Origin of the sequence: Pedobacter xixiisoli, from assembly GCF_900215335.1 — a bacterium.
Classification (GTDB): Bacteria; Bacteroidota; Bacteroidia; order Sphingobacteriales; family Sphingobacteriaceae; genus Pedobacter; species Pedobacter xixiisoli.
The window spans coordinates 287,398-309,666 of record NZ_OCMT01000002.1; the positions used below are offsets into that span (position 1 = coordinate 287,398).

The window sequence follows — 22,269 nt, forward strand, 5'->3', positions numbered from 1 at the left end:
TGATCCCTAATGGCTTAGGGGTTACATCAATCACCTCTTAGTTTACACGTTGCTAAAATTACAAACTAAACCCACTTTTTCACAACTAAATGGAATAAATCATCTAAATTTGATAGCCTAAAAAAAGTACTGCTTGCATGATGTAAGGTGTATTATATACTTAACTTAATGGCCAATAAGCTTTTCTGAAAAAGCTAAGATTGTAGAGATTGCTTCACGCTTAACCCTACGCTTCGCTTCGCAATAAAGCACCTATTTCCGTCATTGCGACCGCAGCGGAGGAATCTCTGAATTTGCATCTTTCTGCTGGTCGGGATTACGCTGTGAGCTCGCGACTGCTCGGTTTGTAATCCCGTACCCACGTAGAAATGGATCTGTAATCCATAATTATAATACCTAGAAAATGATTAGTGAGGTTATGTTAATATAATAATCAATTATGATCCAACATCTTCTTCAACAAGACTATTTGGCCCAAATGATAATAACTATGTTCAATCATTGCTTCTATGTTACGCAAGTAGGTACTGTACTTCTCTTCCACAAAATTCTCGCTTAACTGTGCTTCCGATAATGCTTCTACCTGTACAACAAACTCTTCCGCATCTTGCCAAAACAATACTAGAAAGGCATCCCATTGTGCTTGGGAGTTTAACTCAGGAAAATCAAAGCTAAACTGGTCTTTAATCGTTAGCTCGCCTCCCTGCAGTACTTCCTTTACCCCTTTGATGTAATAGTGTACATGTTGCGCTAAAGCAGCAATGGTATTGAGGTGTTGCACTGGCTTTATAGCCAACTGCCAATCCAAACCTTCCAATTGATCCTTGTAATTGGTATTAGCTATCCAAGTGCCATTTAAAATAACCTCTCTAAAACGATTGGCAAGTTGCTTGCTGTAGTTCATAGGTTAAATTTAAGCAAAATGCTGGTGAATAGTGGATAGTTATTTAAGTTACTAAGCAGCTATCGCAAACCGAGTAGAGCGAGCTAATGTGGTTCGTTCCTTGCTCCTTATTCCTTGCTCTTTCAGATCTTTTAAAACAAAAACCCTTATTAAATACTTTATTATAAAATCAAGAATAAAACCAAGTACCTACCAGCAATGAGTCAGTCAGTATCAAACTTCAGCATCAACAAAGAAGACAGTATCGTAACCGTAAATAGTGCATTTGCCGCACCCTTAGAAAAAGTATGGGCATCATGGACACAAAGCAAACTGCTAGACCAATGGTGGGCGCCACAACCTTATCGCATAGAAACTAAAGCAATGGACTTTAGCATCGGCGGATTTTGGTTATATGCAATGGTATCCCCTGAAAATGAAAAACATTGGAGCAGGGAAGATTACGAAGCTATAGATGAGCTAAAAAGCTACTCGTTCCTAGATAGTTTCTGCGATGAGGAAGGTAAAGTTGACAATGAACTTCCGCGTTCTTTTTGGACTAATACCTTCACTAAAGATGGCGACCAAACTTTAGTCAACATTGTGATTAAACACGATAATCCAGAAGATTTACAAAAGACACTAGACATGGGTTTCAAGGATGGCTTTACCGCAGGATTAGAAAATCTTGGTGCATTATTAGCCAAGGGATAGCTCCTTCTTAATAAAATGATGTCATTTTTGCTGATCCAAAAAGCAGCTTTTAAATACCAAAGTAATGATCCTAACCTGATGTGATGAAGCACTTTCAATATCTTATCCTCCAAATTTTATGCTGCCTAACTATAGTCGTATCCACTTCCTGCAAATCGTCGGATAACTTTAGCGGCGTTTATGCAGGTGTAAGACTAAGCCTTAACCCACTAGGCGGAGGCATGAACAGAACAGATGAAGTATTTCTATTCCGTAAAGACAACACATTTACCGATCAACTCAATAAGAAAGATTGGAAAACTGCGGTAAGGGGCACGTACGAAATTAAAGGATCAGAACTCTACCTTACCTATGTCAACGGCGATAAAGACAACTTCACCATTACAAAAGGAGGAAATTTGGATGCTGGCACTTATGTGCTATTCAAAATGGATTTAGACAATAGCATCCCTAAAGGTTCATATCATTTCAAATTCATCAATGGTAGCGGTGGCATGGCTACTGGCACTACCTACATCGGCACCAGCACAAAGCAAACGTTAAATTTTGATGGAAAAGGCAATTTCGATACAGACCGACAGTCTACCACAGTAATTGCTGGCGACAACATTGGTGGTGGTACCAATACCAAAAGCGATGGAAAGGGGAAGTATGTACTAAAAGATGGCTTACTAACGCTCAGTTATGAGAATGGCAATAGCACAACACATAGTTTCTTTGCCAGTGCAGGCGATGCAAAAAACAAAGCGATGGCCGTGATAGATGGCAGTTTCTACTTTACGGATAATGAAAGCGATAAAACTAACAGTGATCAAGAGAAAACAAACGCAAAGCTCCCTAGTGCTGCAGAAATATTGAAAGAAGTGAAAAAAGTATATGGTGGTGCGGCACTAGACGACATTAAAACTTATACTATCGAAGCAGAAATTAACGGCATCAAACTCGTGTCTTATAATGATTTAACTGGCAATAGGTTCCGTAACGAAATGTTTAACAGAGATAAGCTCATTGTGGTAGAACAGATAGGCCCCAATGGAGGCTGGACATGGAACAACGGAAAAAAAACCATCAGCGACAATGAACGCCTTCAAGAGATAAAATATAACGATTACATTGGAGTGCTGGGCCTACAGGAACAAAACAACAGTGCATTTAGCAAAGGTAGGGTAAGCGCTACCAAAGACGGTTACGCAGTGTCATTTGAAGTTGATGGGAACCAATTCGTTTACCTAATCGATAGCGAATACCGCATCATAGGCGACAGTTACCAAATAGGCAAAAAGAAGCAGATGAGTACTTACAGCAATATTAAAACAGTGGGTGGTATTAAAATGCCCTTTACAACCATTGCAAGCGATGGCAAGAATAAAGTTACGTTGAATTACAAAAGCATGAAAATCAATGAACCGCTGGCTACAAAGTGGAGTGAACTTTAGTGGCAGTTTATAACTGTAACTATTCCTCTTCATTAAGAACGTAGTGAGGTTTATAAAGTTCATTGAGCACTATTCCTCCCCTTACCATCCCCAATAACTCCTGCTGGTCGGGGATTACATTGTGAGCTCGCAACTGCTCGGTTTGTAATCCCGTACCCACTTAAGAATGGATTTGTAATCCATAATTATAATATCTGAAAATGATTGACGAACACACCAACCGCAGGGCAAGGATTGGAGAGATTGCTTCACACTACCCGCTTAGCCTTACGCTTCAGTTCGCAATGACGCACGTATTTTCGTCCCTGCTGGTCGGGATTACGCTGTGAGCTCGCGACTGCTCGGTTTGTAATCCCGTACCCACTTAAGAATGGATTTGTAATCCATAATTATAATATCTGAAAAATGATTGATGAACCAGGGCAAGGATTGGAGAGATTGCTTCACTCTCCCCGCTTAACCTACGCTTCAGTTCGCAATGACGCACCTATTTCCGTCATTCCGACCGCAGCGGAGGAATCTTTGAATTTCGCATCTTCGTGCTGGTCGGGATTATGCTGTGAGCTCGCGACTGCTCGGTTTGCAATCCCGTACCCACGTAAAAATGGATTTGTAATCCATAACTATTAAAAAGTAAAATCTAATTCCAGTTTACAGGAATATTGTGCTGCTCTGCAAAAGCCTTACCCTTAGTTAACAAAGCGCTAAACTTCAATTCAAAATCGGCATAATACTTCTGTTCAATAGACTTCGCTAGTTGCTCCCTTTCTTCTTTTGAAGCTTTCGCATCACAAAGCTTAGCATAGGCCATATATTCTTTTTGATACACTGGAATCACAAATACGTAAAGTGCTACAGATTCCTCCTTGATAGCCTTCCTAAGTTTATCCGAATCAGATAGTCCCTTAATATCCTTCAAAGATTTCTCCAAGTACAAAATCTTATTCTTCACATCATTTACGGCTTCATCACCTTTTGTTTTACTCGAAGGAATATCCGCAAATTCAATGGTATTGTCGCTGATGTGTTTGGCCAATCTAGGCGTAGCAAAATCGTTGATCATATTTGTATTCAGCACAGCAGTGTCGAAAAATTTATCCGCAGGTTCTGAACAAGATTGGAATAACAATGAAAAAATAAGGATAGTTGCCAGACAGAGCTGCGCCGTAAATGATTTAAAAGTATATACCATGTTATTAAATTTTATGGTGCTGGACTCAAAAATTGAGCCTTTTACCTCTATCGCAACCCAACTTAATTATAGCAAACTCATCCTCAATTTATTATTTTTAAAATACGTATAAGATTGATTTCGGCTCTGTAGACAATTATAGACTTCTCTATGAGTTGATGTCGTAATGATAAAAACAACACTGCAGAGAGATTTTTAAAATTTTTACTCGTGCTAGTCTGGATTACATTGTGAGCTCGCAATTGCTCGGTTTATAATCCATGCTGGTCTGGATTACGCTGTGAGCTCGCTATCGCTCGGTTTATAATCCCGTACATACATAAAAATGGATTTGTAATCCATTTTTATAACTCTATTATCTATAAAATGATTGGTGATAACACCAACCACAGGGTAAATCATTTAATTTAAGAATACACCAAGGTTAACTAATTAGCCTACTTCAATTTAATAATATATGCTTATTGGAGTTTTATTATTGGTCATTCTTTCCTCCTCGTCATATCGACGAAGCATGAGGAGATAGCTTCAAGTCTGTTAGCGATATCTCAACCCCAATCAAATAACCAAAAAATCTTCGTCCCTAAATCCTTATTCAACCTTTCTTCCCTACCAACATTTTAAATGATAACTTTATTTAACTCTAAAATACTTTTAAGTCTTTCAATTTCCAGAAACACCTAACAGTAGCTTCTACATCAGCAATAGCATTATGTGCATTGGAAAAGTTGGAATTAAACAGCTTAAAGTGTAATTCACTTAATGATGGCCACTTATAACCACCATACCCCTTAGAGGAAACAATTTTACAATAATTAGTGGTGTTCTTCATTGTGCAAACCTTATTTTTGCCATTAAAATAGTTTTGTTTACCAGTTCTTATCATTTCAGCAAGCATTATATTCTCATCAAATGAAACATTATGACATACAATATAGTCTGCTATTTTTAATACTTCATTAAACTTATTTAAAACTAGAGATAATTCCAGTCCTTGCCTCATTGCTTTTTCAGTCGTTATCTTATGGATTTCAGTTGCTTGGGCAGAAATAAGAAAGCCATTTGGCTTTACTAACCAACACTCCTTTTGAAGAAGAACTCTATTTTCGTCATATATGGCAAATCCTAATTGAACCAATCTTGGCCAATCACTCGTATCACTTGGAGGAGCATTATAATTCTTTGGTAAATCAGAGGTTTCTGTATCGAAAAAAAGATATTTTTTTAGTGTTGTTGATTTTTTAGCATAGGTATGAATATTTTTAGCTTTTTCAACACGATTACGTTCTTCCCTTAATCTTTTCTCTCTATCTTCATTAGCTTTTTGATAAAAAGCGTTACGCTCCTTTAAAATCCTCTCTCTTTCTATAGCTATCTCTTGTTGTTTTTTTTGCTCAGTTTCTCTTAAACGTGTTAAACGCTCATTTTCTTGTTTAGCTTCCAATTCCTTTTTTCTTTTTAATGTCGCAGCCCTTTCTACGCTTATAAAGTAATCGGCTTCTTTTTTTGTATATATATTGAATATATGAACTATCCACAGAATAAGATAAAAAGCTACAATCCATCCAAAAAAACCACCTAAACCAGCGAAAATTGGGTAGGCAAAATATTGTGGATCTTCAACAAATAAACTAGTAAATATAATACCTAAAAGCAAACCTATTAAGGAACCTATTAACCCCGATGTCCTGAGTGTTTTTTCTTTTTTAGGATAATAATTGTATATAAATAGTGATGGAGAAATTATAAATCCTAATAAAAATCCAATATATAGATTTTCGAATATGGCATATTCAACTAAACATATAAAAAACATAGCTATTGATACACCTACATATTTTACAACGTTTAACTTACGTTTTTCTCTTAAATCGGGAAAAAACATTATTAATAATGCAGAATACCAAAACCCAATCTGAAATAAAGACACTAAACTAAATAAGATAAGTAAAGTTTTACTGGCTCCTTCTTCATTAATTATAGCGGGTGTCGAAACAAATATGTACCACAATCCTCTATACAGTTCATTTATTATACTATATAGTATTTCCATTAGCTTTTTGTAGACTTAAAATATGCGTTAGTCTGTTAATACAATTCTTTTTTAATTCTAGGTTTAAAAAGGAAAGTATTTTTTCATGTTTAGATGAACTTAATTTTGAGAGCATAAATTTAATTTTTTCATTACGCAACCCCTTCCTTATACAAATGCGCTTGAAACTCTATAAAAAGCTTGCTGATATTCGCAACGTCTCCTAAAATCTCTTTAGCATCTTGTAATGACTGGTATTTATTCTGTAATAATACTGGCAGTTTATCTTGATCAAGTTCGTCTACACCTGTTTCTATGTATTTACTTAATACAAAAGCAATAAACTCACGCTGTTTATCATTAATTAGCGTAAAAATGGTAGCTTCTGCTGCTTTAGCTCTTGCTTCCCTTGTAACTGCAACATGATTTCCATTAAAAACATATTCCAATACGTCATATAAATCGCTTTTCTCCATATCTACCAACCTTTGCAATGTCAGTAAATCATCTTTTGGAAAACCTGCGGCATCTAAATTCTCTAACAGCACTTTACGAGTGGTTGGATTGCTCCACATTTTCTGCAACTCTTCTTCATCTTTAAAAAGCTTAGGTAATTCCCCAAACAAATTATCCATGAACTCATCTGCCGAAATTGGCTTGCCATCAGCGCTCCAAAACGAGGTTGAAATCATGTGTTGTATTTCACGCTCCTTACCATTTCGCAGTTTAATCTTCACTTTTTTCTTGCACACACAAGGACTTTGACCGCACTTCTCACAAGGTTGCGGAGCAGCCTTTTCACAAACGCAGGATCTTTCGCCACAAACAGCGCAAGGCTTTGGTGGCGTATACGCACAATCGCATGGGTTTTGCCCACAAACTTTACAAGGTTCTTCTTCCTGTGGTTCGCCGTCCCATTCGGTGTCGCTAAAATGCTTGTAAGCATCTACAAAATCATAAATGGTAAAAAATTCTTTGCCATCAAATAGTCGAGTACCACGACCAACAATTTGCTTAAACTCTATCATAGAATTTACTGGGCGCAACAAAACGATGTTACGAATATTTCTTGCATCTACTCCTGTAGATAGTTTTTGCGAAGTGGTAAGAATAGTTGGCAATGTTTTTTCATTGTCTTGAAACTCTCTTAAGAAACGTTCCCCTTCTGCTCCATCATTAGCAGTTACACGTACACAATAAAAAGGGTCTTTACCTCTCGAATTTTGATTAATTAAATCTCTAATCAACGCAGCATGTGGCTGGTTAGCACAAAAAGCAATGGCTTTTTCCTTTTGGTCGGCTTCGTCTAAAAATATCTTAACCCTTTTTTCTTCTCTTGCTACAATTTCTATGGTGCGGTTAAAGTCCTTTTCTTCGTAAAGCTTTCCTTCTTCTATCTCACCTTGCACTATCGTATCATCAGAAGTGTAACGATAGTCATCCAGCGTAGTTTTTATACGCTTCACTTTAAACGGCGTTAAGAAGCCGTCATTAATGCCTTCTTTTAACGAATATACATATACTGGCTCACCAAAGTACTTGTAAGTATCTGTATTGTCTTTTCTTTTAGGAGTTGCCGTTAAGCCTAATTGTACCCCAGGTTTAAAATATTCTAAAATTCCCCTCCAGCTGCTTTCATCATTAGCTCCCCCACGGTGGCACTCGTCAATAATAATTAAATCAAAATAATCGGCAGGGTACTGCCCAAAATTAAACTGACTGGTTTGATAAACTTCTACAGGCTCGGCAGCTGATGAAAAAGCTGATGTTTCTTCTAAATCTTTGGCAATCGATGCTGCACTAGCTGTCATAAAAGTTTGAAAAATGGTAAAGAAAATACTACCGTTAGTAGGTACTTTTCCATTTTTCTTTATTTCGCTTGGCTTTATTCTAACTAGCGCATCTTCTGGAAAAGCAGAAAAGGAATTATAAGCTTGGTCTGCTAAAATATTACGGTCTGCTAAAAATAGAATGCGTGGTCTGCGTGCCACATAGTTAGTAGTATTTGCAGATAAATTCCAACGGGTTTGAAACAATTTCCAAGCAATTTGAAATGCAATGGCTGTTTTTCCAGTACCTGTGGCAAGTGTAAGTAAAATACGGTCTTCACCATTAGCTACAGCCTCAACTACCCTTTGTACTGCTATTTCTTGATAATAACGTAATTGCCAAGTGCCGCCCTTATCTTCAAAAGGTACGTTAGCAAATTTCTCTCGCCAAACTTCAGCTAAATCAGTTTCCTCACTTTTAGGGAAGGTTTTATTCCATAAGGCTTCTGGGCTAAGGTAGTCTGTAACCAAACCCTCTTCACCAGTTTTCATGCAGATTTGGTAAATTTCATTACCATTGGTGCTGTAAGTAGTTTCTACTTGCAGTTTCTGCGCATATTTCTTGGCTTGCATTACACCCTCACCAACTTCACACAATTCACTTTTAGCTTCTACAACAGCAAGCTTAATGCCCTTATAAACTAATACATAGTCTGCAATATCACGTTTACCCCTACCGCCGCCTGCTTGTATTTTACCAGCAGTAATGTTGTGCTCACGTAGCACCTTAGAGCCTTCTACAACGCCCCAACCGCAAGCTTTTAGCCTAGGATCTATTAATTCTGCTCGGGTTTCTGCTTCGTTCATACTATTGCATTAAAATTGGTTCGGTCAGATTTATTCTACTCAATAAATACTTTAAACTTCCATCATTAAAATTCCATTGCTCATTTATGTGTTTAAAGCAGTCTCCCAATGTTGATCTTTTATTTTCTAACTTGGCATTTATCAAAGACACAAATTTTCCTTCATTATCTTTTTCATACAATGTTTCCCTGTTTTGATACTCTCTATTATTATTATAAAAGTAGAGCAATAATGCTTGTACATATATAAAGTTAATTCCATAAGAACTAACATTTGTAGGCATTAAGCTCGCAAACAAATCACTTAACTCTTGTAAAGAAAATACATTACGATCTATTTTACTGTAATCTTCTAATTTCATTGTTTTGAGATAAACTAAAAAAAACATTAGATGAGCAAAAGTATACTGATCTGAATTGAAACTCTTTAAAATCAATCGAGTTTGGCCAAACACTTTTTCCTGTTGCCTTAGTGTCGCATTTGAAGTAGTGAATAATGTCTCCGCCATTTTTAACAAGGCATTGCCATCCTCTCTGAAATCAGGAAATCTACTTCTGCCTGAAGACAGAAAAAATTCATCGAATCCATAGTATTCAAATAGATAATTTGAAAAAGCTTTCTGAGGCGGAATAGGTATTGTGTATTCCAAATCAATAAATCTTCTTAAATACTCATCGGTATTTATCTCTGTACTTCTATAATAACCTTTTACAGAACTTGCTAAATGTTTTTTGTCAATAGATAGCACGAACACAATGCCCGCTACGGAGAAAAAATGCTTTAACTGTTCAAGTATTTCTACTGCATAAGTTGGCCTACATCTATCTAATTCATCAATAATAAAAACAAGAGGTTTGTTATTGTCTGATTTTTGAATAAACTTTTCAAGTTCTGTTCTGAACTCATGAATAGTTTTTTTCTTATTGGCGTAATCTTTTATTTGTTCTTCTAATAATTCAGTTGCTCCCTTTGTCGCATTTTCAATCGCATCAAGTGAAATGTCATCAATATCTACAACATATTTTTTAATTAGAGATTTTGCTAGCGCTGGAACGACATTTTTAGCTAAAACCGCTCCCTTTTCAACAACTGATTTAAATATCTCTTTATTATCAGCTTTTGTCAAAGTTTTTAACTCCGACATAATCGCTACCAAAGGGTTGCTGTCAAAATCATTTTCCCAAGCGTTAAAATATATAGTTTGAAAACTTTCATTTTTAAGCTGTTGCTGCCACATCTTTACGAAAGTAGTTTTACCTGTACCCCATTCATTATTGATAGCCAATACAAAACCATCTGCATAAGTATTTACAATGCTGGTTAAAACTTTCGCATAGGGTTCCCTTTCCAGTTTGCAATTGACGAATGGATTTTCTTCAGGTATCTCTATTTCGTGGTGTTTTATTTTCATACCATCACAGCTTCTTTAACATTTAATTCTCCTGCAAAAGCTTTTTGTAAAATTGATTTTTTCAGTTCTTCCAAATCAGTAATTTTCTTTTGATACACTGCTTCTAGTTTTTTCGTTTCAAATCGTATTGCATCTAATTTGTTAACAATATTTATTTGTTGTTTAAATGGAGCAATTATTATCTTAAGTTCTAATTGTTTTGTAATTCCAATATAAGCTCTTGTAGAACCTCCTTGTGCAACTGAATTCATATCTTTCTGAAAACTTGGATTAAGAAAATAGTAGTAAAGGAATTCTTTAATCAATTTTTCTTTGTTTTTAATTCTGTAAAAGGTTATTTGTGGTGTTAAAACAATAAAATCTCTGGTAGTGCTTAGCACTGAAACTGTTCCAATAGTTCCTTTGTGTGACAAAAGCACATCCCCATTTTTAGCAAAACCTGTTCGAAGACTCTTAGCTTGTTTTTCTGTAATAAAATTGCATCCAATTTCATCTATTCCTCCATTTTTCATATCTCGAGACATGATAAAAGGAATACCCGAGTCAACAAAATCAGCTTTTGTCGGATGAATTTCCCCATGATTACCATCAAGAGGTTTATAAATAATATTGCTTTCAATACATTCCTTAACTGTAAACTCTTCCCAACCCTCTCCTCTATTTTCAAATACTCCTTGCAAATAGCTTTCAAAAAGTTCTTTGGCATTTTTAAGGTTTTTTTCTGCATTAGCTTTTGCCTTGGCTATAACAGCAAAGGCTTCATCTAATATGGAAACAATAAGTTTTTGTTCAGCTATTTCAGGAAGAGGGATTTCATAATCCCTAATCATAGGTACAGTTAATTGAGGAATTGAAGATCCACTATGTTTGAAATCAATTTTTCTTAAGGCGTAATCTAAATAGTCTAAACTTAATTCTTTTAAATCATTTGGTGTTACAACAATTAGCCTGACGATTGGAAAAAATGGTTTAATCCTTTTTACAGCGAAGCCAATTGTGCCCCTTGCAGAAACGGTAATGCTAGGTTTTAAAACTTTTGCGGTATTTGTGTAACCATAAAGTCCATTATTTTTTTCACCATTTGCGTAAATTGGAATTTGATACTTTTCAGTTTGAGTTTCTGAAAAATTATCTTTGGGAACATCGCCACCAGCTGATAATTCGCAAATTTCTTCTAACTTCCTTATTTCCCAACCTTTTCTCATATCAATTCCAAAATTGAGTTAATGGTTTCAGCACTTTCTTTGTCCAGAGCTTTCATTTCTTCTAAAATGTCTTGAGGTTGGCGTAAAGCAGTTTCTTCTTTTTTATTCGGATTTTTTACACTTAAATCAAAAGTGTTTTGGTCAATATCTTTAATATTTACCGTCCATGAGTTTTCACTATCAGCTTTAGATGAACTTAGATTGACAAAGTCCGCTAAGTCCTTCTCATTAAGAGGATTAGTTTTACCCAAATTACGACCTGCATTTAATTGGTAGAGCCAAACATTTTGTGTTGGTTTTCCTTTTTCGAAAAACAATACAACGGTTTTAACCCCTGCTCCAGTAAAAGTACCTCCTGGCAAATCTAACACGGTATGTAGGTTACAATTTTCCAATAAGGTTTTACGTATGGCAACACTAGCATTATCGGTATTGCTCAAAAAAGTATTTTTAATTACTACGCCTGCTTTACCACCTGCTTTTAAAATTTTAATAAAGTGTTGCAAAAAAAGCGATGCTGTTTCACCAGTTTTAATAGGGAAATTTTGTTGTACTTCGGCACGTTCTTTACCACCAAAAGGCGGGTTAGCTAGGACAACATCGTAACGGTCTTTTTCCTGTATATCTGCTAAGTTCTCTGAAAGCGTATTGGTATGGATAATATTAGGGGCTTCTATGCCATGTAAAATCATATTCATAATGCCAATGATGTAGGCTAATGATTTTTTCTCTTTCCCGTAAAAGCTACGCTTTTGTAGTATTTCGGTTTCTTTGGTAGAAAGTGCTTTACTATTCTTCAGATAGTCGAAAGCCTCACAAAGGAAGCCTGCACTACCCACGGCACCGTCGTATATTTTATCGCCAATTTTAGGCGCCACTACTTTCACAATGGTAGTAATGAGCGGTCTTGGTGTATAGTATTCGCCACCGTTACGCCCGGCGTTACCCATGTTCTGTATTTTAGCTTCATACAAATGGCTCATTTCATGCTTTTCGGCATGGGTTCTAAAACGTAATTCATCAATACGATTAATTACTTCCCGCAAATTGTAACCACTTTGTATGCGGTTTTTTAATTCACTGAAAATCTCCCCAATTTTATACTCAATGGTATCAGCACTTTCAGCACTTTGTTTAAATGTTTTGAGATAAGGGAATAGTTTATTGTTTACAAAATCAAGCAAATCATCACCAGTTGACGCATTATTATGGTCTATTTTGCCATTATCCAATTTTGGTGCCGCCCAAACTGTCCATTGGTAATCGGTAGCAATGATTGGCGTATAAGCTTTTCCCGTAAGTTCTGCTGCCGTAGCACGGTCAACTTCTAAATCATCTAAATACTTGAGAAACAAAATCCAAGAGGTTTGCTCTACATAATCTAACTCACTACCACAACCTGCGTCTTTATGCAGTATATCATCAATATTTTTAAAAGTTTGTTCGAACATTATTTCGTTTGTGTTTTATCAAAAGGTAAAGTTATTAAAATTAAGCCTCATCTAACGCTCAATTTCTTTTGTCATCTCTATCAACATGTCAATTTTCTCAATAAAAATCTGTCGCATTCGCCCATCTAAAATAGCTTCATAAGCTTCAGCTTTATTCCAGTTACCATAAGTTTCCTCCATATGATTATACCAAGGCCACCAATTGTTATTTCGTTTTTCATTATTAGGCAAATTTTTCAATTGCTCCTTCAATTGTAACGGAATTTCCATAGGTCGACTCCAATTGTCTGTTCCGTTGATGGTAAGCCCAAAAATCATATTATGATTTCTAGCCCAAAATTGAAAGCCAATACGAATATATTTCCACTCCTCTTTCCCTAAATAAATACCAGTATAATTTCTGCCAAAATCAATATTATAATCACATTCTATCCCCTTTTCTTTCAAAATATTAATCATTTCCTCTCCAAAATCAGTTGCCATTTCTTGGATAGCATGATTTAAATTGCCAGCTATGGCAAAAGCCGCCTTAAAATTAGTTTTTGTAAGTGCTGTTAATTCCTGTTCCATATTGTGATTAGTAGTTTGATTGGTTAAATATTTAATAAGATTAATATAATGGCTAATTGCTTCACGAACTATTGGAATAATAGCCACTTCTTTTCTACATGCCTCTAGCCAATTTATAATGTTTTCTTTATAAGAAATACATTTAAAATCTTTATCTTGTTCAAGACCTCTTCGGCTTTTTTCAGATGGTATCTCTCCCTCCAGCGTTAGATAAAACAAGTCTGAATGCGCTGCATGCTTATGATAGCGGGCTAACTGTCCATCTTGGTCACCAGCATAAATTTTATTTTCAATGGTAAGGTAGTTATTGTATTTATCTTTGATATAAATATCAATCCTTCCTCCGTCGGGGTCCTCATAATTAACCGTACCGATATATTTCTCTACAAATACCTCGGCACTTTGCGTGTCGATTTGCCTACCTTTGTAGCAAAACATATCTATAAATAGCTTTAAGAAAGCGTCTTTTTGTCCATGACTACCTTTAGGGTTTAGTAATTCGGCTAAAAATGCAGAGTGCATTCTAACTTCAGATGATTCGAGTTTAAGTATTCTAAATACGTTAAAATTATTACCTGTTAATTCATTTACTTTTTCGTAACGGGCAAAGAGGTTATTAACTTGGCTAAGCAAGTTTTGAAAGTGAGCGTTAGACATACAATTGAGTTTGCTATTTGATGTGATGCTAAATTATGAATTAACAACTATTAAACAAATGATATTAAACATATCCAAACTTAGCTATTCGCAAAAATACAGTTCTACGGTTTCCCGTAAAGACTCATTTTAATCCCTACCTCACCTCCCTAAAACGTTCCAACATTTTCAAAATATCAGAATAAAGAAAAAATGTTTTCCCTTTAATCACATACCTTTCCAAATACCCCTCTTTAATATAAGTACTAAGCGTACGGGGGCTAATCTTCAATAATTGCAGCACATCGTACTTGTCTAAAATATTGTTTACCAATTGAATTGCAGGTTCAAAATTTCGAGTCATTTGGTTTAAGCGTCTAGCATCGCTATGAATCTTTTTAGTTTGCATAACACATAGATTTAGATGAAAAACAGAAGATTTGAGAGATACAATTTACTAAGCTTCAACAGTTAAGTGCAAATAATTCCGTAAAATTCGTAGCACAGAAAGTGGTAAAAAAAACTTTTTAAGCTGACTTTCTCCCATACCGCTTCGAGACAGCTTCGAAACAGCTTCGGAAAATTCCGAATAAGGCTCAATAGGGTATCGCTTGGAATTTTAAGCTAAACAAATACCTTTAAACTATCTAAAACACAATTTTTAGCTGCTATTGATGAAGTAAAATTTGATTTTTTTTAAGAACTGTTTTCCGAAGCGTAAGCTACAAGCATCGCAGCAACGATGCAAAATAGTGACGTTTCGTTGCAAAAGCTGGCAAAATCAATGCAATGTAGTGCAAAAACAGTAAATGCTAAGCAAAATACAGGCAAAACCAAGCAAAAAACGTACACAAACCACTGAACCTTAGAAACTTAAAAAACACCTTTCTACCTTTAGGTCAATTAACCAATTCTTTAACCCTTAACAAAAAACAAGATGGGAAAAATAGAACAAGGAATTTTAGGAGCATTTTCGGGTACGGTAGGTACTGTTGTAGGCTCTAGCTGGCGTGGCATACATTACATGAGAGGAAAAAGCACTTCTCGTAGGCAAACCAGTACTTTTAAACAAGACGAGCAACGAGCTCGCTTTCAGTTAATGGTGCGTTTTGTAAGGCAATTAAGCCCGATCATTGAAATTGGTTTTAAGCGTTTGGCAAACCAAATGACAGCTTCTAACGCTGCGCTGTCTTACAACCTTAAGAATGGCATTAGTGGGACATATCCTAATTTTAGCATTGCCTACAATATGGTACTGCTTAGTCGTGGCGACTTGCCAACCGCTGTTACACCATCGGCAGCTGCCGCCGGTACCCAAATGACCTTTAACTGGACAGATAACAGTGGCAATGGTAAGGCGCTAGGTACAGATTTGTGTGTGATAGCTATTTACTGTCCGCAATTAAACATGACCATTTGCAACAGTTTAAATGATGGGGTTACCCGTGCCGACCAAACTTTATCTATTAATGTACCAGCTTTTGCTGGCCAGGAAGTAGAAACGTACATTTCCTTTTTTAGTGCCAATGGCAAAGAGGTGTCGGACAGTTTTTACACAGGTACTGTTTTGGTTGCGTAATTTAATAGTACCACAAAAAGTGATGGTTTGCATGCCAATAAGCAATAGCTTGGGGATGAGACTGTCACTTTTTATTGGTCAATAATGAGGGAATAGATATCAGTGATTAGGTATTAGTAACGAGTAGCGGAAAATCTTAAATCTACCATCATGTGGATACTAGCTTTTTTACCTTGCTCCTAATCCCTAAACAGTCTCCACATACGTTTAAAAAAAGAAGGCTTTTTAGATTGCTCGGTAACCGCTACAGATGGAACGGCAACCATGGCCCCAGTAATCAAATATTGTCGCACGGGTTTTGGTGCAGTTACCACCACTTTACCCAGCATAATATGTTCGGAAGCTAAGCTTACCGTTAAAATTTCAGGCTTTTGTACTAGTTTAACCTTAACCTGGGCACTAGCATGGCCTAAGTAAGAAACAACTAAAGTAAGCTCCTGCTGCGCCGAACCTTTCACATTCAACTTGAATAAGCCATTTGGATCGGCAATGGCAGACTGATTCAATTCCTGCACCTTAATATCGGCACCTGCTAAAGGCAAACCATCATCCAATGATTTTACGATACCTTTAATTAGAAATGTACCTTCCGCAGCTGTTGCCTTAATTTGGGCAACAGTTTTTTGCGTACACTTAGCTACTTGATGAGCGGTTTGGGGCTTGGCCACTAATTGTTGGGCATTGGTTTTGGTGCTAAGTAACAAAGCCATTACCGAAGCCATTGCCAAGTTAAGGCTAAACCTAGTTTGGTGAGGATATGGCGCTGGCGGATTATTAAGCTGATGTAGTTGGAAGGTATCTATGCGTCCACATACATTTTGCGTATGGGTTTTAAAGTAAGATTGGAGTTGCGCAGTGGTCATCTGAGTGAAATCAATTACTTCGGTACTGCAATGGCTGCAGAATTTACCATCGGCAGTTGGGCTCATTTGCTCCCAACGCTGGGCACAAGGCTTTGGAATATCAAGCGTAAATTTGTTGTTCATCTCGTTTCTTTATATGGAGATGCATTTGTTTGGGGCTTTCCATAAATGAGGACTTAGTTATTATTAATCAGGAGTCTTTTGGGGAATTTGGCTTCGCCGAGCGATGGGTTCCGACGGCATAATCCATACTTCAATTAAGAGTAACACATTTTTTGGCAATCCTATAAATCCTCTAAAAACAAGGTCATTTCACACTTCGAATTAACTAGCTATTTGTTCGGTTCATGTTTGGTTCATGTTCGCTTCATGTTTGCATCCGTTTTGGCGAAAAAGGAACATTACCAAAGAACGTGCGAAGGAGACCCAAGGAAAGCCCTTTTGGGTTGTTTTAAATGCTGTTTATCGTTGTAAAACAAAGATTTTAGCAGAAAGGGAAAAGAGGGTCGTTTGTTTAGCACTTTTTTGTTTAGCATTTAGATGGAGGTTGATATGAAGCAAATAATCGGGGTACACTCTCCCACTCGTGACATCGCATGATGCAGGAATATCGGTAGCTTTCTTGTTATGGGTTATGGGTTTGAGTTACGTGTTTTGAGTTACGTGTTACGGGAACGTATCGGTGATAACTGGAAAGATTGCTTCATGCCTTCCCTACAAGGCAACGCTTCATTCGCAATGACGGACAGAGGCCAATACCAAGAGAAAGAAGCCATTCATTAGCTTTTGCCTACGCATAAAGTCTACGTTCTACTTTAATTGGCATTCTATTTTTTCGGTAACTACTAATTCCCCAAAGCAGCATCGTTGTAGAAAAAATAGGCAGCCTAGATTTATGCCCGATATTTTAATTGCTTTTATTAGGTAGGCATGCTTTCGCTAAAGCTTCAGGTTTGTTTCTTTTCATCAATGGAAACTGCGAAGCACTCTTGAATACAATTGAAAACATTATACTTTAATGAAAAAAGAAAATGCCCCCACGTTATAGAGTGGGTAAATAAATAATTTAGATAACAGGATGCTAGATATCTCCTAACGTCGATATGACGGATTAGGAGCGGAACATCACATGATGCAAAAACATCAACAAGCTTAGTACAGACTATTTCTTTTTCAGCAAGCCCTCTACTTCTTTAACGATATAACCATTCTTGAAATAAGCATAAATATCTTCTCCCGGACAAGTAGTTTGCGTGCTGTGGTCGCGATGGGTAGAAATCTTTTGTGGAGAGATCCCATATTTGATACATTGGTCTGCCAGCAGTTTAGTCAGTACCTTTAGTAAATTATTATCCAGTTTTTGTTGGTTATAGTTTCCTAAGAAGCAAATCAGCAGGTGCCCGGTGGGATCATATTCGGTATTGGTTTCGCCAACAGTTAAGGGGTTGCGACCTTCTAAAACAGTACCATCTGGAGCTATCAATAAGTGGTAAGGTACATCGGCCCACTTGCGGTCGGGTCCCATTCCCCAAGTTTGTATGTTCTTCAATCGCTGACGGGCATCATCATTAATCGTTAACAATTTGCCTCCTTCATGATGCACCGTAATTTGAACAGGTACTTGTTGCTTGTATGGTTTACCTTCTACGCCCTTCCATTCGCTTTTAGGCAAAATCTTAACGGTATCGCGTTGCTGCTGCACCTTCGATTGAGCAATGGTTTGTTCAGGGCTAAGCAAAAAAAAGATGCAGGTGAGGATGGTAAATGCTGTAGAAATTTGGGTGGATTGGTTCATGAAACTGGAAACTAGTTGTTGTGATCTACTTATTTTCGAGGTTTTGCGATTATTGATGTTCTAAGTTAACAATTAATGTGATTAAAGGTTGCGATAGATAACAGCTCGTTAGATATCTCCCAACGTCGATATGACGGAAAGTTAAAATTCCTTCTCCAGTTCTCCCAAATAATTGGGATATACTTCCAAAGGGGACATCGTATGACGTAGAAATACCGTTAAGCTTTTTGTTATGGGTTTTGAGTTACGGGTTACAGGAATGTAACGTTCATAACTGGAAAGATTGCTTCGTTCCTTCCCTACAAGCCAACGCTTCATTCGCAATGACGATGTAAGAACTGAAAACATCATACTTTAATGAAAAAAGAAAATGCCCCACGGCATAGAGTGGATAAATATAAAAACAGCTCGCTAGATATCTCCTAACGTCGAGATGACGGGTTGTGAATGGTATATCAAACTATGAAGTTACTGAATCAAGTTCAGGATGACGATGTAAGAACGGTAGTGCAATGACGGTATAGTATCGCTAGTGTAGGGAAATTAGTGCAATGACAGATAAAAACAATGGCCGCTTCAATAAGCGGCCATTGTTTTATAACTGAGGAGTATTTCCCATTTTAAGATCTGCAGTAATCGCTTTGGCCTTATCTACCCATTCTGGGGCTTTCTCTTTGATTTCATCCAATCTCGTTCTACCAAATACATCTTTCTCCGTTAAATATTTAACTACGCCGTATACTGCGGCGCCAATTAATGCTGTTTTTATGAATCCCATATATCAATCTTTATTTATGTATATATTTAACACCTAGTGACGCATTAAGTTTTACCTTAATTACGGTATTTTAAACTTCAGTAAATATTTAAAACAAAGGTTGATTAAAGAGAAAATAAGACGAATAAGTTATGCCATTGGCATCCTGAGGTAGTTAATTCATAGGTAATCAATATTTCGTCGAGCTATTTTACAACTTTTAGAAATAAGTTATATTTGTACCCAACAAACATTTGAGCGCTTTATCTTAATTTTCGCAATATCCACAATGGCCAATACCCCTTTAGCAGAGCTAAGCACAGAAAATTTAACTAAAAGAAGAGATTTATTAAAAGGAGTATTGATTGCATTCAGTATTTTTTGGGTACTATTGATAGGCTTAGCCATTTACTTTTATATCGCTAAAGCTAAAGCCACCCTATTTATCCCGTTAATGGTATTTCCCATCACCTTGCTTCCACTGTTTTTACAGCTAAAACCTTTACAAACAGAATTGAAAAACCGCAAACAACCATAAAAACCAAACGACTTATAAAACAACATGGAGAATACTTGCCTTCACTGCGATTACACTATTGATGAAAATTTCTGTCGTAATTGTGGCCAGAAAAGATTTAAACGCATAGATAGAAAATACGTTATCGACGAAATTCAATATGTGCTTATTCACACGAATAAAGGTTTTCTTTATACGGTAAAAAATTTAGCTAAAAGCCCCGGAGGTACAGCTAGGAGATTTATAGAAGGAGATAGAGTAAATCATTATAAACCTATTTTATTAACCTTCTTGTTGAGTGGTATTTCTGCCGTTATCTCTTTTAAGATTATCGGCTTAGCCACAATAATGAAAGAGTTTTATACATCGCAACACATGAACTCTCCTTTCATGAACGACTACATGGCGATTTCTACTGGCTACAATGCGTTCATCATGCTAGGCTTGGTTCCTCTTTTTGCATTGACCACTTGGATAGCATTTCACAAATGGAAAGCTAATTACTACGAACATGTTGTGATGAATGCTTATATACTTTCTACCTATACCTTAGTGAGCATCGTGTTTGTTTATCCGATATTGTTTCTTTTGAGGCATAATATGAGCTATTTTACTACGGCAACTTCTCTTTCAACTTTAATTGTACCGTTTATCTTAGTATGGTTTTTTAAAGGCTATTACCCAGAAAAACCGATGAAGCAGATTGTAGGGAGAGTATTGGCAACATTAGGCTTAACATTGGTAGCAATGGGTATTTTAATGGTCATTTTAATGATTGTGGTTGCTGTGTATGTATTTGCTCAAGGACCAGAGGGTGCGAAGTACTTCTTGCCGGCACAAGCATAATTGCATTTTTATGGGTTGTGGGTTACGAGTTATGGGCAAGGTGCCTTTACCTAATTGTAAAGATTGCTTCAGACCTTCCCTACAAGCCAACGCTTCATTTGCAATGACGATGTAGGAATGGTAGTACAATGACGGTATGACCGACTAACTTCAACCACCACCATTCCCAAGTACACTTCTCGCCCTTTTAGCGGAGAACCGTAATGAAACGAAGTTCATTGATACCCTTAGAAAGAAAACAAACTTACATCAATAAATGCCGAAGGCAGAGAGGGAATACCCTTAACCTTTCAATACCTCTGCAACCAGCTCGTAAGATCTTAACCTAGCCTGATGATCATAAATATGAGATGTCACCATTAGCTCGTCTACTTTGGTATGGTTTACAAACGACTGCAATTGCGCTTTTAACTTCTCTGGACCAGCAATAAAAGTAAAATCTAACATCTGCTCTACCGCAGCTTCTTCTATATCAGACCATACACCATCCATACTATCTACAGGTGGCTGCAATAACCTGCGTTGGTTAGTTACAATGCCCATAAACAACATCTTTAGTGAAGTAGACAATCTTTCCGCCTCTGCATCAGTATCAGCAGCAACTACGTTTACACAAGAAAGCACATAAGGTTCCTTTAGCGCCTCAGATGGACGGAAGTTTTTCCTATAAATCTCAATAGCCTCAAAGAAATAGGTAGGTGCAAAATGACTGGCAAAGGCATAAGGTAATCCATAAGATGCCGCCAAATGCGCACTTTCGGTACTAGAACCTAAAATCCAGATGGGCACATTGGTTCCTTCACCAGGAATTGCTCTTACTTTGCTATCGTAATTATCATCGCCCAAGTATTGTTGTAGTTTACGTACATCTTGCGGAAAATGCTGTGGCGAATGGAAACGCTCTCCCCTAATTTCGTAAGCGGTTAGCTGATCTGTTCCTGGTGCTCTGCCCAAACCTAAATCAATTCGATTAGGATATAAAGTGGCTAAAGTACCAAACTGCTCTGCAATGATTAGTGGTGTATGGTTTGGCAGCATAATTCCTCCAGAGCCTACCCTTATGGATTTGGTATGCCCAGCAATGTGACCAATTAATATCGAAGTAGCTGAACTCGCTACGCTAATCATATTATGGTGCTCAGCTAGCCAGTATCGGTTAAAACCTAATTTTTCTGCATGTTGCGCAAGTGAAACGCTATTTTTAAACGTGTCTGCAATATCATAACCTTCTATAACGCCTGCCAAATCTAGTACAGAATATGGCAAGACCTGTACCGATTTATCGGTAGCTGATAATTTCTTTTCGTTCATGTTTTGTTTCTATAAAGTATCCATCAAGTTGGATAAGGCAGCAATGGTTTCTTCGTTGCGTTTGTAGTAAGTCCATTGCCCAATGCGGGTAGCAGATACCAAGCCTACCCTATTGAGCACAGCAAGGTACTCGGAAATGGTAGACTGGGTTAATCCAGACTTTTTCTGAATATAGCCTACACAAACCCCTACATCTACATCGCCACAGGCAGGCACATAATCTACGAAGTGTTCTTCCGGAGATTTCAGCCAGTTTAAAATCTGCAATCTGTTCTTATTTCCTAAGGCTTTAAATACCTCCACTTGATTCATGGTACAAATATATATCGGTATTTCCCGATATTCCAATTTAGAATACAGAGATGACATTCAGGGGACAGGAATCGGTGTTCAGGTATCAGTTGTTGGTGCGATGCCTTTGTTATATGCAATTCT

Annotated in this window: 20 protein-coding genes; 5 read left to right on the forward strand and 15 right to left on the reverse strand. The window is 37.0% G+C overall.

Features of this window, described 5'->3' with window-relative positions; genetic code table 11:
• Positions 1–433: 433 nt before the first annotated feature.
• On the reverse strand, positions 434–904 hold the full coding sequence (locus tag CRO54_RS07405; protein WP_097130519.1) for a DUF1572 family protein: 471 nt from the start codon (positions 902–904) through the stop codon (positions 434–436).
• A gap of 198 nt (positions 905–1,102) precedes the next feature.
• On the opposite strand from CRO54_RS07405, the gene CRO54_RS07410 reads away from it, so the two are divergent.
• Together CRO54_RS07410 and CRO54_RS07415 are read left to right on the forward strand one after the other, a co-directional pair.
• Positions 1,103–1,597, forward strand: coding sequence for an SRPBCC family protein (locus CRO54_RS07410; RefSeq protein ID WP_097130521.1), 495 nt, complete (start codon positions 1,103–1,105; stop codon positions 1,595–1,597).
• A gap of 83 nt (positions 1,598–1,680) precedes the next feature.
• A complete protein-coding gene (locus tag CRO54_RS07415) occupies positions 1,681–3,033 on the forward strand; it encodes a hypothetical protein (protein WP_138765780.1) in 1,353 nt (450 codons plus the stop codon).
• Positions 3,034–3,673: 640 nt separating this feature from the next.
• On the opposite strand, the gene CRO54_RS07420 is transcribed toward CRO54_RS07415, so the two are convergent.
• From CRO54_RS07420 to CRO54_RS07455, 8 genes are all read right to left on the reverse strand, one after another.
• Positions 3,674–4,225: a hypothetical protein gene (locus tag CRO54_RS07420; RefSeq protein ID WP_097130526.1), complete on the reverse strand. Its 552-nt coding sequence runs from the start codon at positions 4,223–4,225 to the stop codon at positions 3,674–3,676.
• Positions 4,226–4,868: 643 nt separating this feature from the next.
• The gene (locus tag CRO54_RS07425) at positions 4,869–6,278 is read right to left on the reverse strand and encodes a 3'-5' exonuclease (protein WP_205943962.1); all 1,410 of its coding nucleotides are present in this window, start codon (positions 6,276–6,278) and stop codon (positions 4,869–4,871) included.
• Positions 6,279–6,409: 131 nt separating this feature from the next.
• Positions 6,410–8,893 (reverse strand): EcoAI/FtnUII family type I restriction enzme subunit R, encoded by a 2,484-nt coding sequence (gene hsdR / locus CRO54_RS07430; RefSeq protein ID WP_097130527.1) that lies wholly within the window; start codon positions 8,891–8,893, stop codon positions 6,410–6,412.
• A gap of 1 nt (position 8,894) precedes the next feature.
• A complete protein-coding gene (locus CRO54_RS07435) occupies positions 8,895–10,304 on the reverse strand; it encodes a KAP family P-loop NTPase fold protein (RefSeq protein ID WP_097130529.1) in 1,410 nt (469 codons plus the stop codon).
• Positions 10,301–11,509, reverse strand: coding sequence for a restriction endonuclease subunit S (locus CRO54_RS07440; protein ID WP_097130531.1), 1,209 nt, complete (start codon positions 11,507–11,509; stop codon positions 10,301–10,303). Before CRO54_RS07440 ends, CRO54_RS07435 begins: the two co-directional genes overlap by 4 nt.
• Positions 11,506–12,960, reverse strand: a complete 1,455-nt coding sequence (locus CRO54_RS07445; RefSeq protein WP_097130533.1) for a class I SAM-dependent DNA methyltransferase — start codon at positions 12,958–12,960, stop codon at positions 11,506–11,508. Before CRO54_RS07445 ends, CRO54_RS07440 begins: the two co-directional genes overlap by 4 nt.
• A gap of 51 nt (positions 12,961–13,011) precedes the next feature.
• Complete coding sequence (locus CRO54_RS07450; protein WP_097130536.1) at positions 13,012–14,187, reverse strand: PDDEXK-like family protein; 1,176 nt, start codon at positions 14,185–14,187, stop codon at positions 13,012–13,014.
• Positions 14,188–14,323: 136 nt separating this feature from the next.
• Positions 14,324–14,575, reverse strand: coding sequence for a MerR family transcriptional regulator (locus tag CRO54_RS07455; protein WP_097130538.1), 252 nt, complete (start codon positions 14,573–14,575; stop codon positions 14,324–14,326).
• Positions 14,576–15,103: 528 nt separating this feature from the next.
• Between CRO54_RS07455 and CRO54_RS07460 the strand changes: the two genes are divergently transcribed.
• Positions 15,104–15,745 (forward strand): DUF6266 family protein, encoded by a 642-nt coding sequence (locus CRO54_RS07460; RefSeq protein ID WP_097130540.1) that lies wholly within the window; start codon positions 15,104–15,106, stop codon positions 15,743–15,745.
• A 179-nt stretch (positions 15,746–15,924) separates the two neighbouring features.
• On the opposite strand, the gene CRO54_RS07465 is transcribed toward CRO54_RS07460, so the two are convergent.
• From CRO54_RS07465 to CRO54_RS07480, 4 genes are all read right to left on the reverse strand, one after another.
• The gene (locus CRO54_RS07465) at positions 15,925–16,731 is read right to left on the reverse strand and encodes a carboxypeptidase-like regulatory domain-containing protein (protein ID WP_097130542.1); all 807 of its coding nucleotides are present in this window, start codon (positions 16,729–16,731) and stop codon (positions 15,925–15,927) included.
• A 1,039-nt stretch (positions 16,732–17,770) separates the two neighbouring features.
• Positions 17,771–18,403: an N-acetylmuramoyl-L-alanine amidase gene (locus CRO54_RS07475; RefSeq protein WP_097130546.1), complete on the reverse strand. Its 633-nt coding sequence runs from the start codon at positions 18,401–18,403 to the stop codon at positions 17,771–17,773.
• 141 nt (positions 18,404–18,544) lie between these two features.
• Complete coding sequence (locus tag CRO54_RS21180) at positions 18,545–18,721, reverse strand: hypothetical protein (RefSeq protein ID WP_171047858.1); 177 nt, start codon at positions 18,719–18,721, stop codon at positions 18,545–18,547.
• Positions 18,722–18,998: 277 nt separating this feature from the next.
• The gene (locus tag CRO54_RS07480) at positions 18,999–19,181 is read right to left on the reverse strand and encodes a hypothetical protein (protein WP_097130548.1); all 183 of its coding nucleotides are present in this window, start codon (positions 19,179–19,181) and stop codon (positions 18,999–19,001) included.
• Between the two features lie 268 nt (positions 19,182–19,449).
• Here CRO54_RS07480 and CRO54_RS07485 point away from each other — a divergent pair, with 268 nt between their 5' ends.
• Both CRO54_RS07485 and CRO54_RS07490 read left to right on the forward strand, forming a co-directional pair.
• On the forward strand, positions 19,450–19,698 hold the full coding sequence (locus CRO54_RS07485) for a hypothetical protein (protein WP_097130549.1): 249 nt from the start codon (positions 19,450–19,452) through the stop codon (positions 19,696–19,698).
• Positions 19,699–19,722: 24 nt separating this feature from the next.
• The gene (locus CRO54_RS07490) at positions 19,723–20,523 is read left to right on the forward strand and encodes a DUF3667 domain-containing protein (RefSeq protein ID WP_097130551.1); all 801 of its coding nucleotides are present in this window, start codon (positions 19,723–19,725) and stop codon (positions 20,521–20,523) included.
• A 282-nt stretch (positions 20,524–20,805) separates the two neighbouring features.
• On the opposite strand, the gene CRO54_RS07495 is transcribed toward CRO54_RS07490, so the two are convergent.
• Both CRO54_RS07495 and CRO54_RS07500 read right to left on the reverse strand, forming a co-directional pair.
• Positions 20,806–21,834 (reverse strand): LLM class flavin-dependent oxidoreductase, encoded by a 1,029-nt coding sequence (locus CRO54_RS07495; protein WP_097130553.1) that lies wholly within the window; start codon positions 21,832–21,834, stop codon positions 20,806–20,808.
• A 9-nt stretch (positions 21,835–21,843) separates the two neighbouring features.
• Positions 21,844–22,146, reverse strand: a complete 303-nt coding sequence (locus CRO54_RS07500; RefSeq protein WP_097130555.1) for an ArsR/SmtB family transcription factor — start codon at positions 22,144–22,146, stop codon at positions 21,844–21,846.
• Positions 22,147–22,269: the final 123 nt, after the last annotated feature.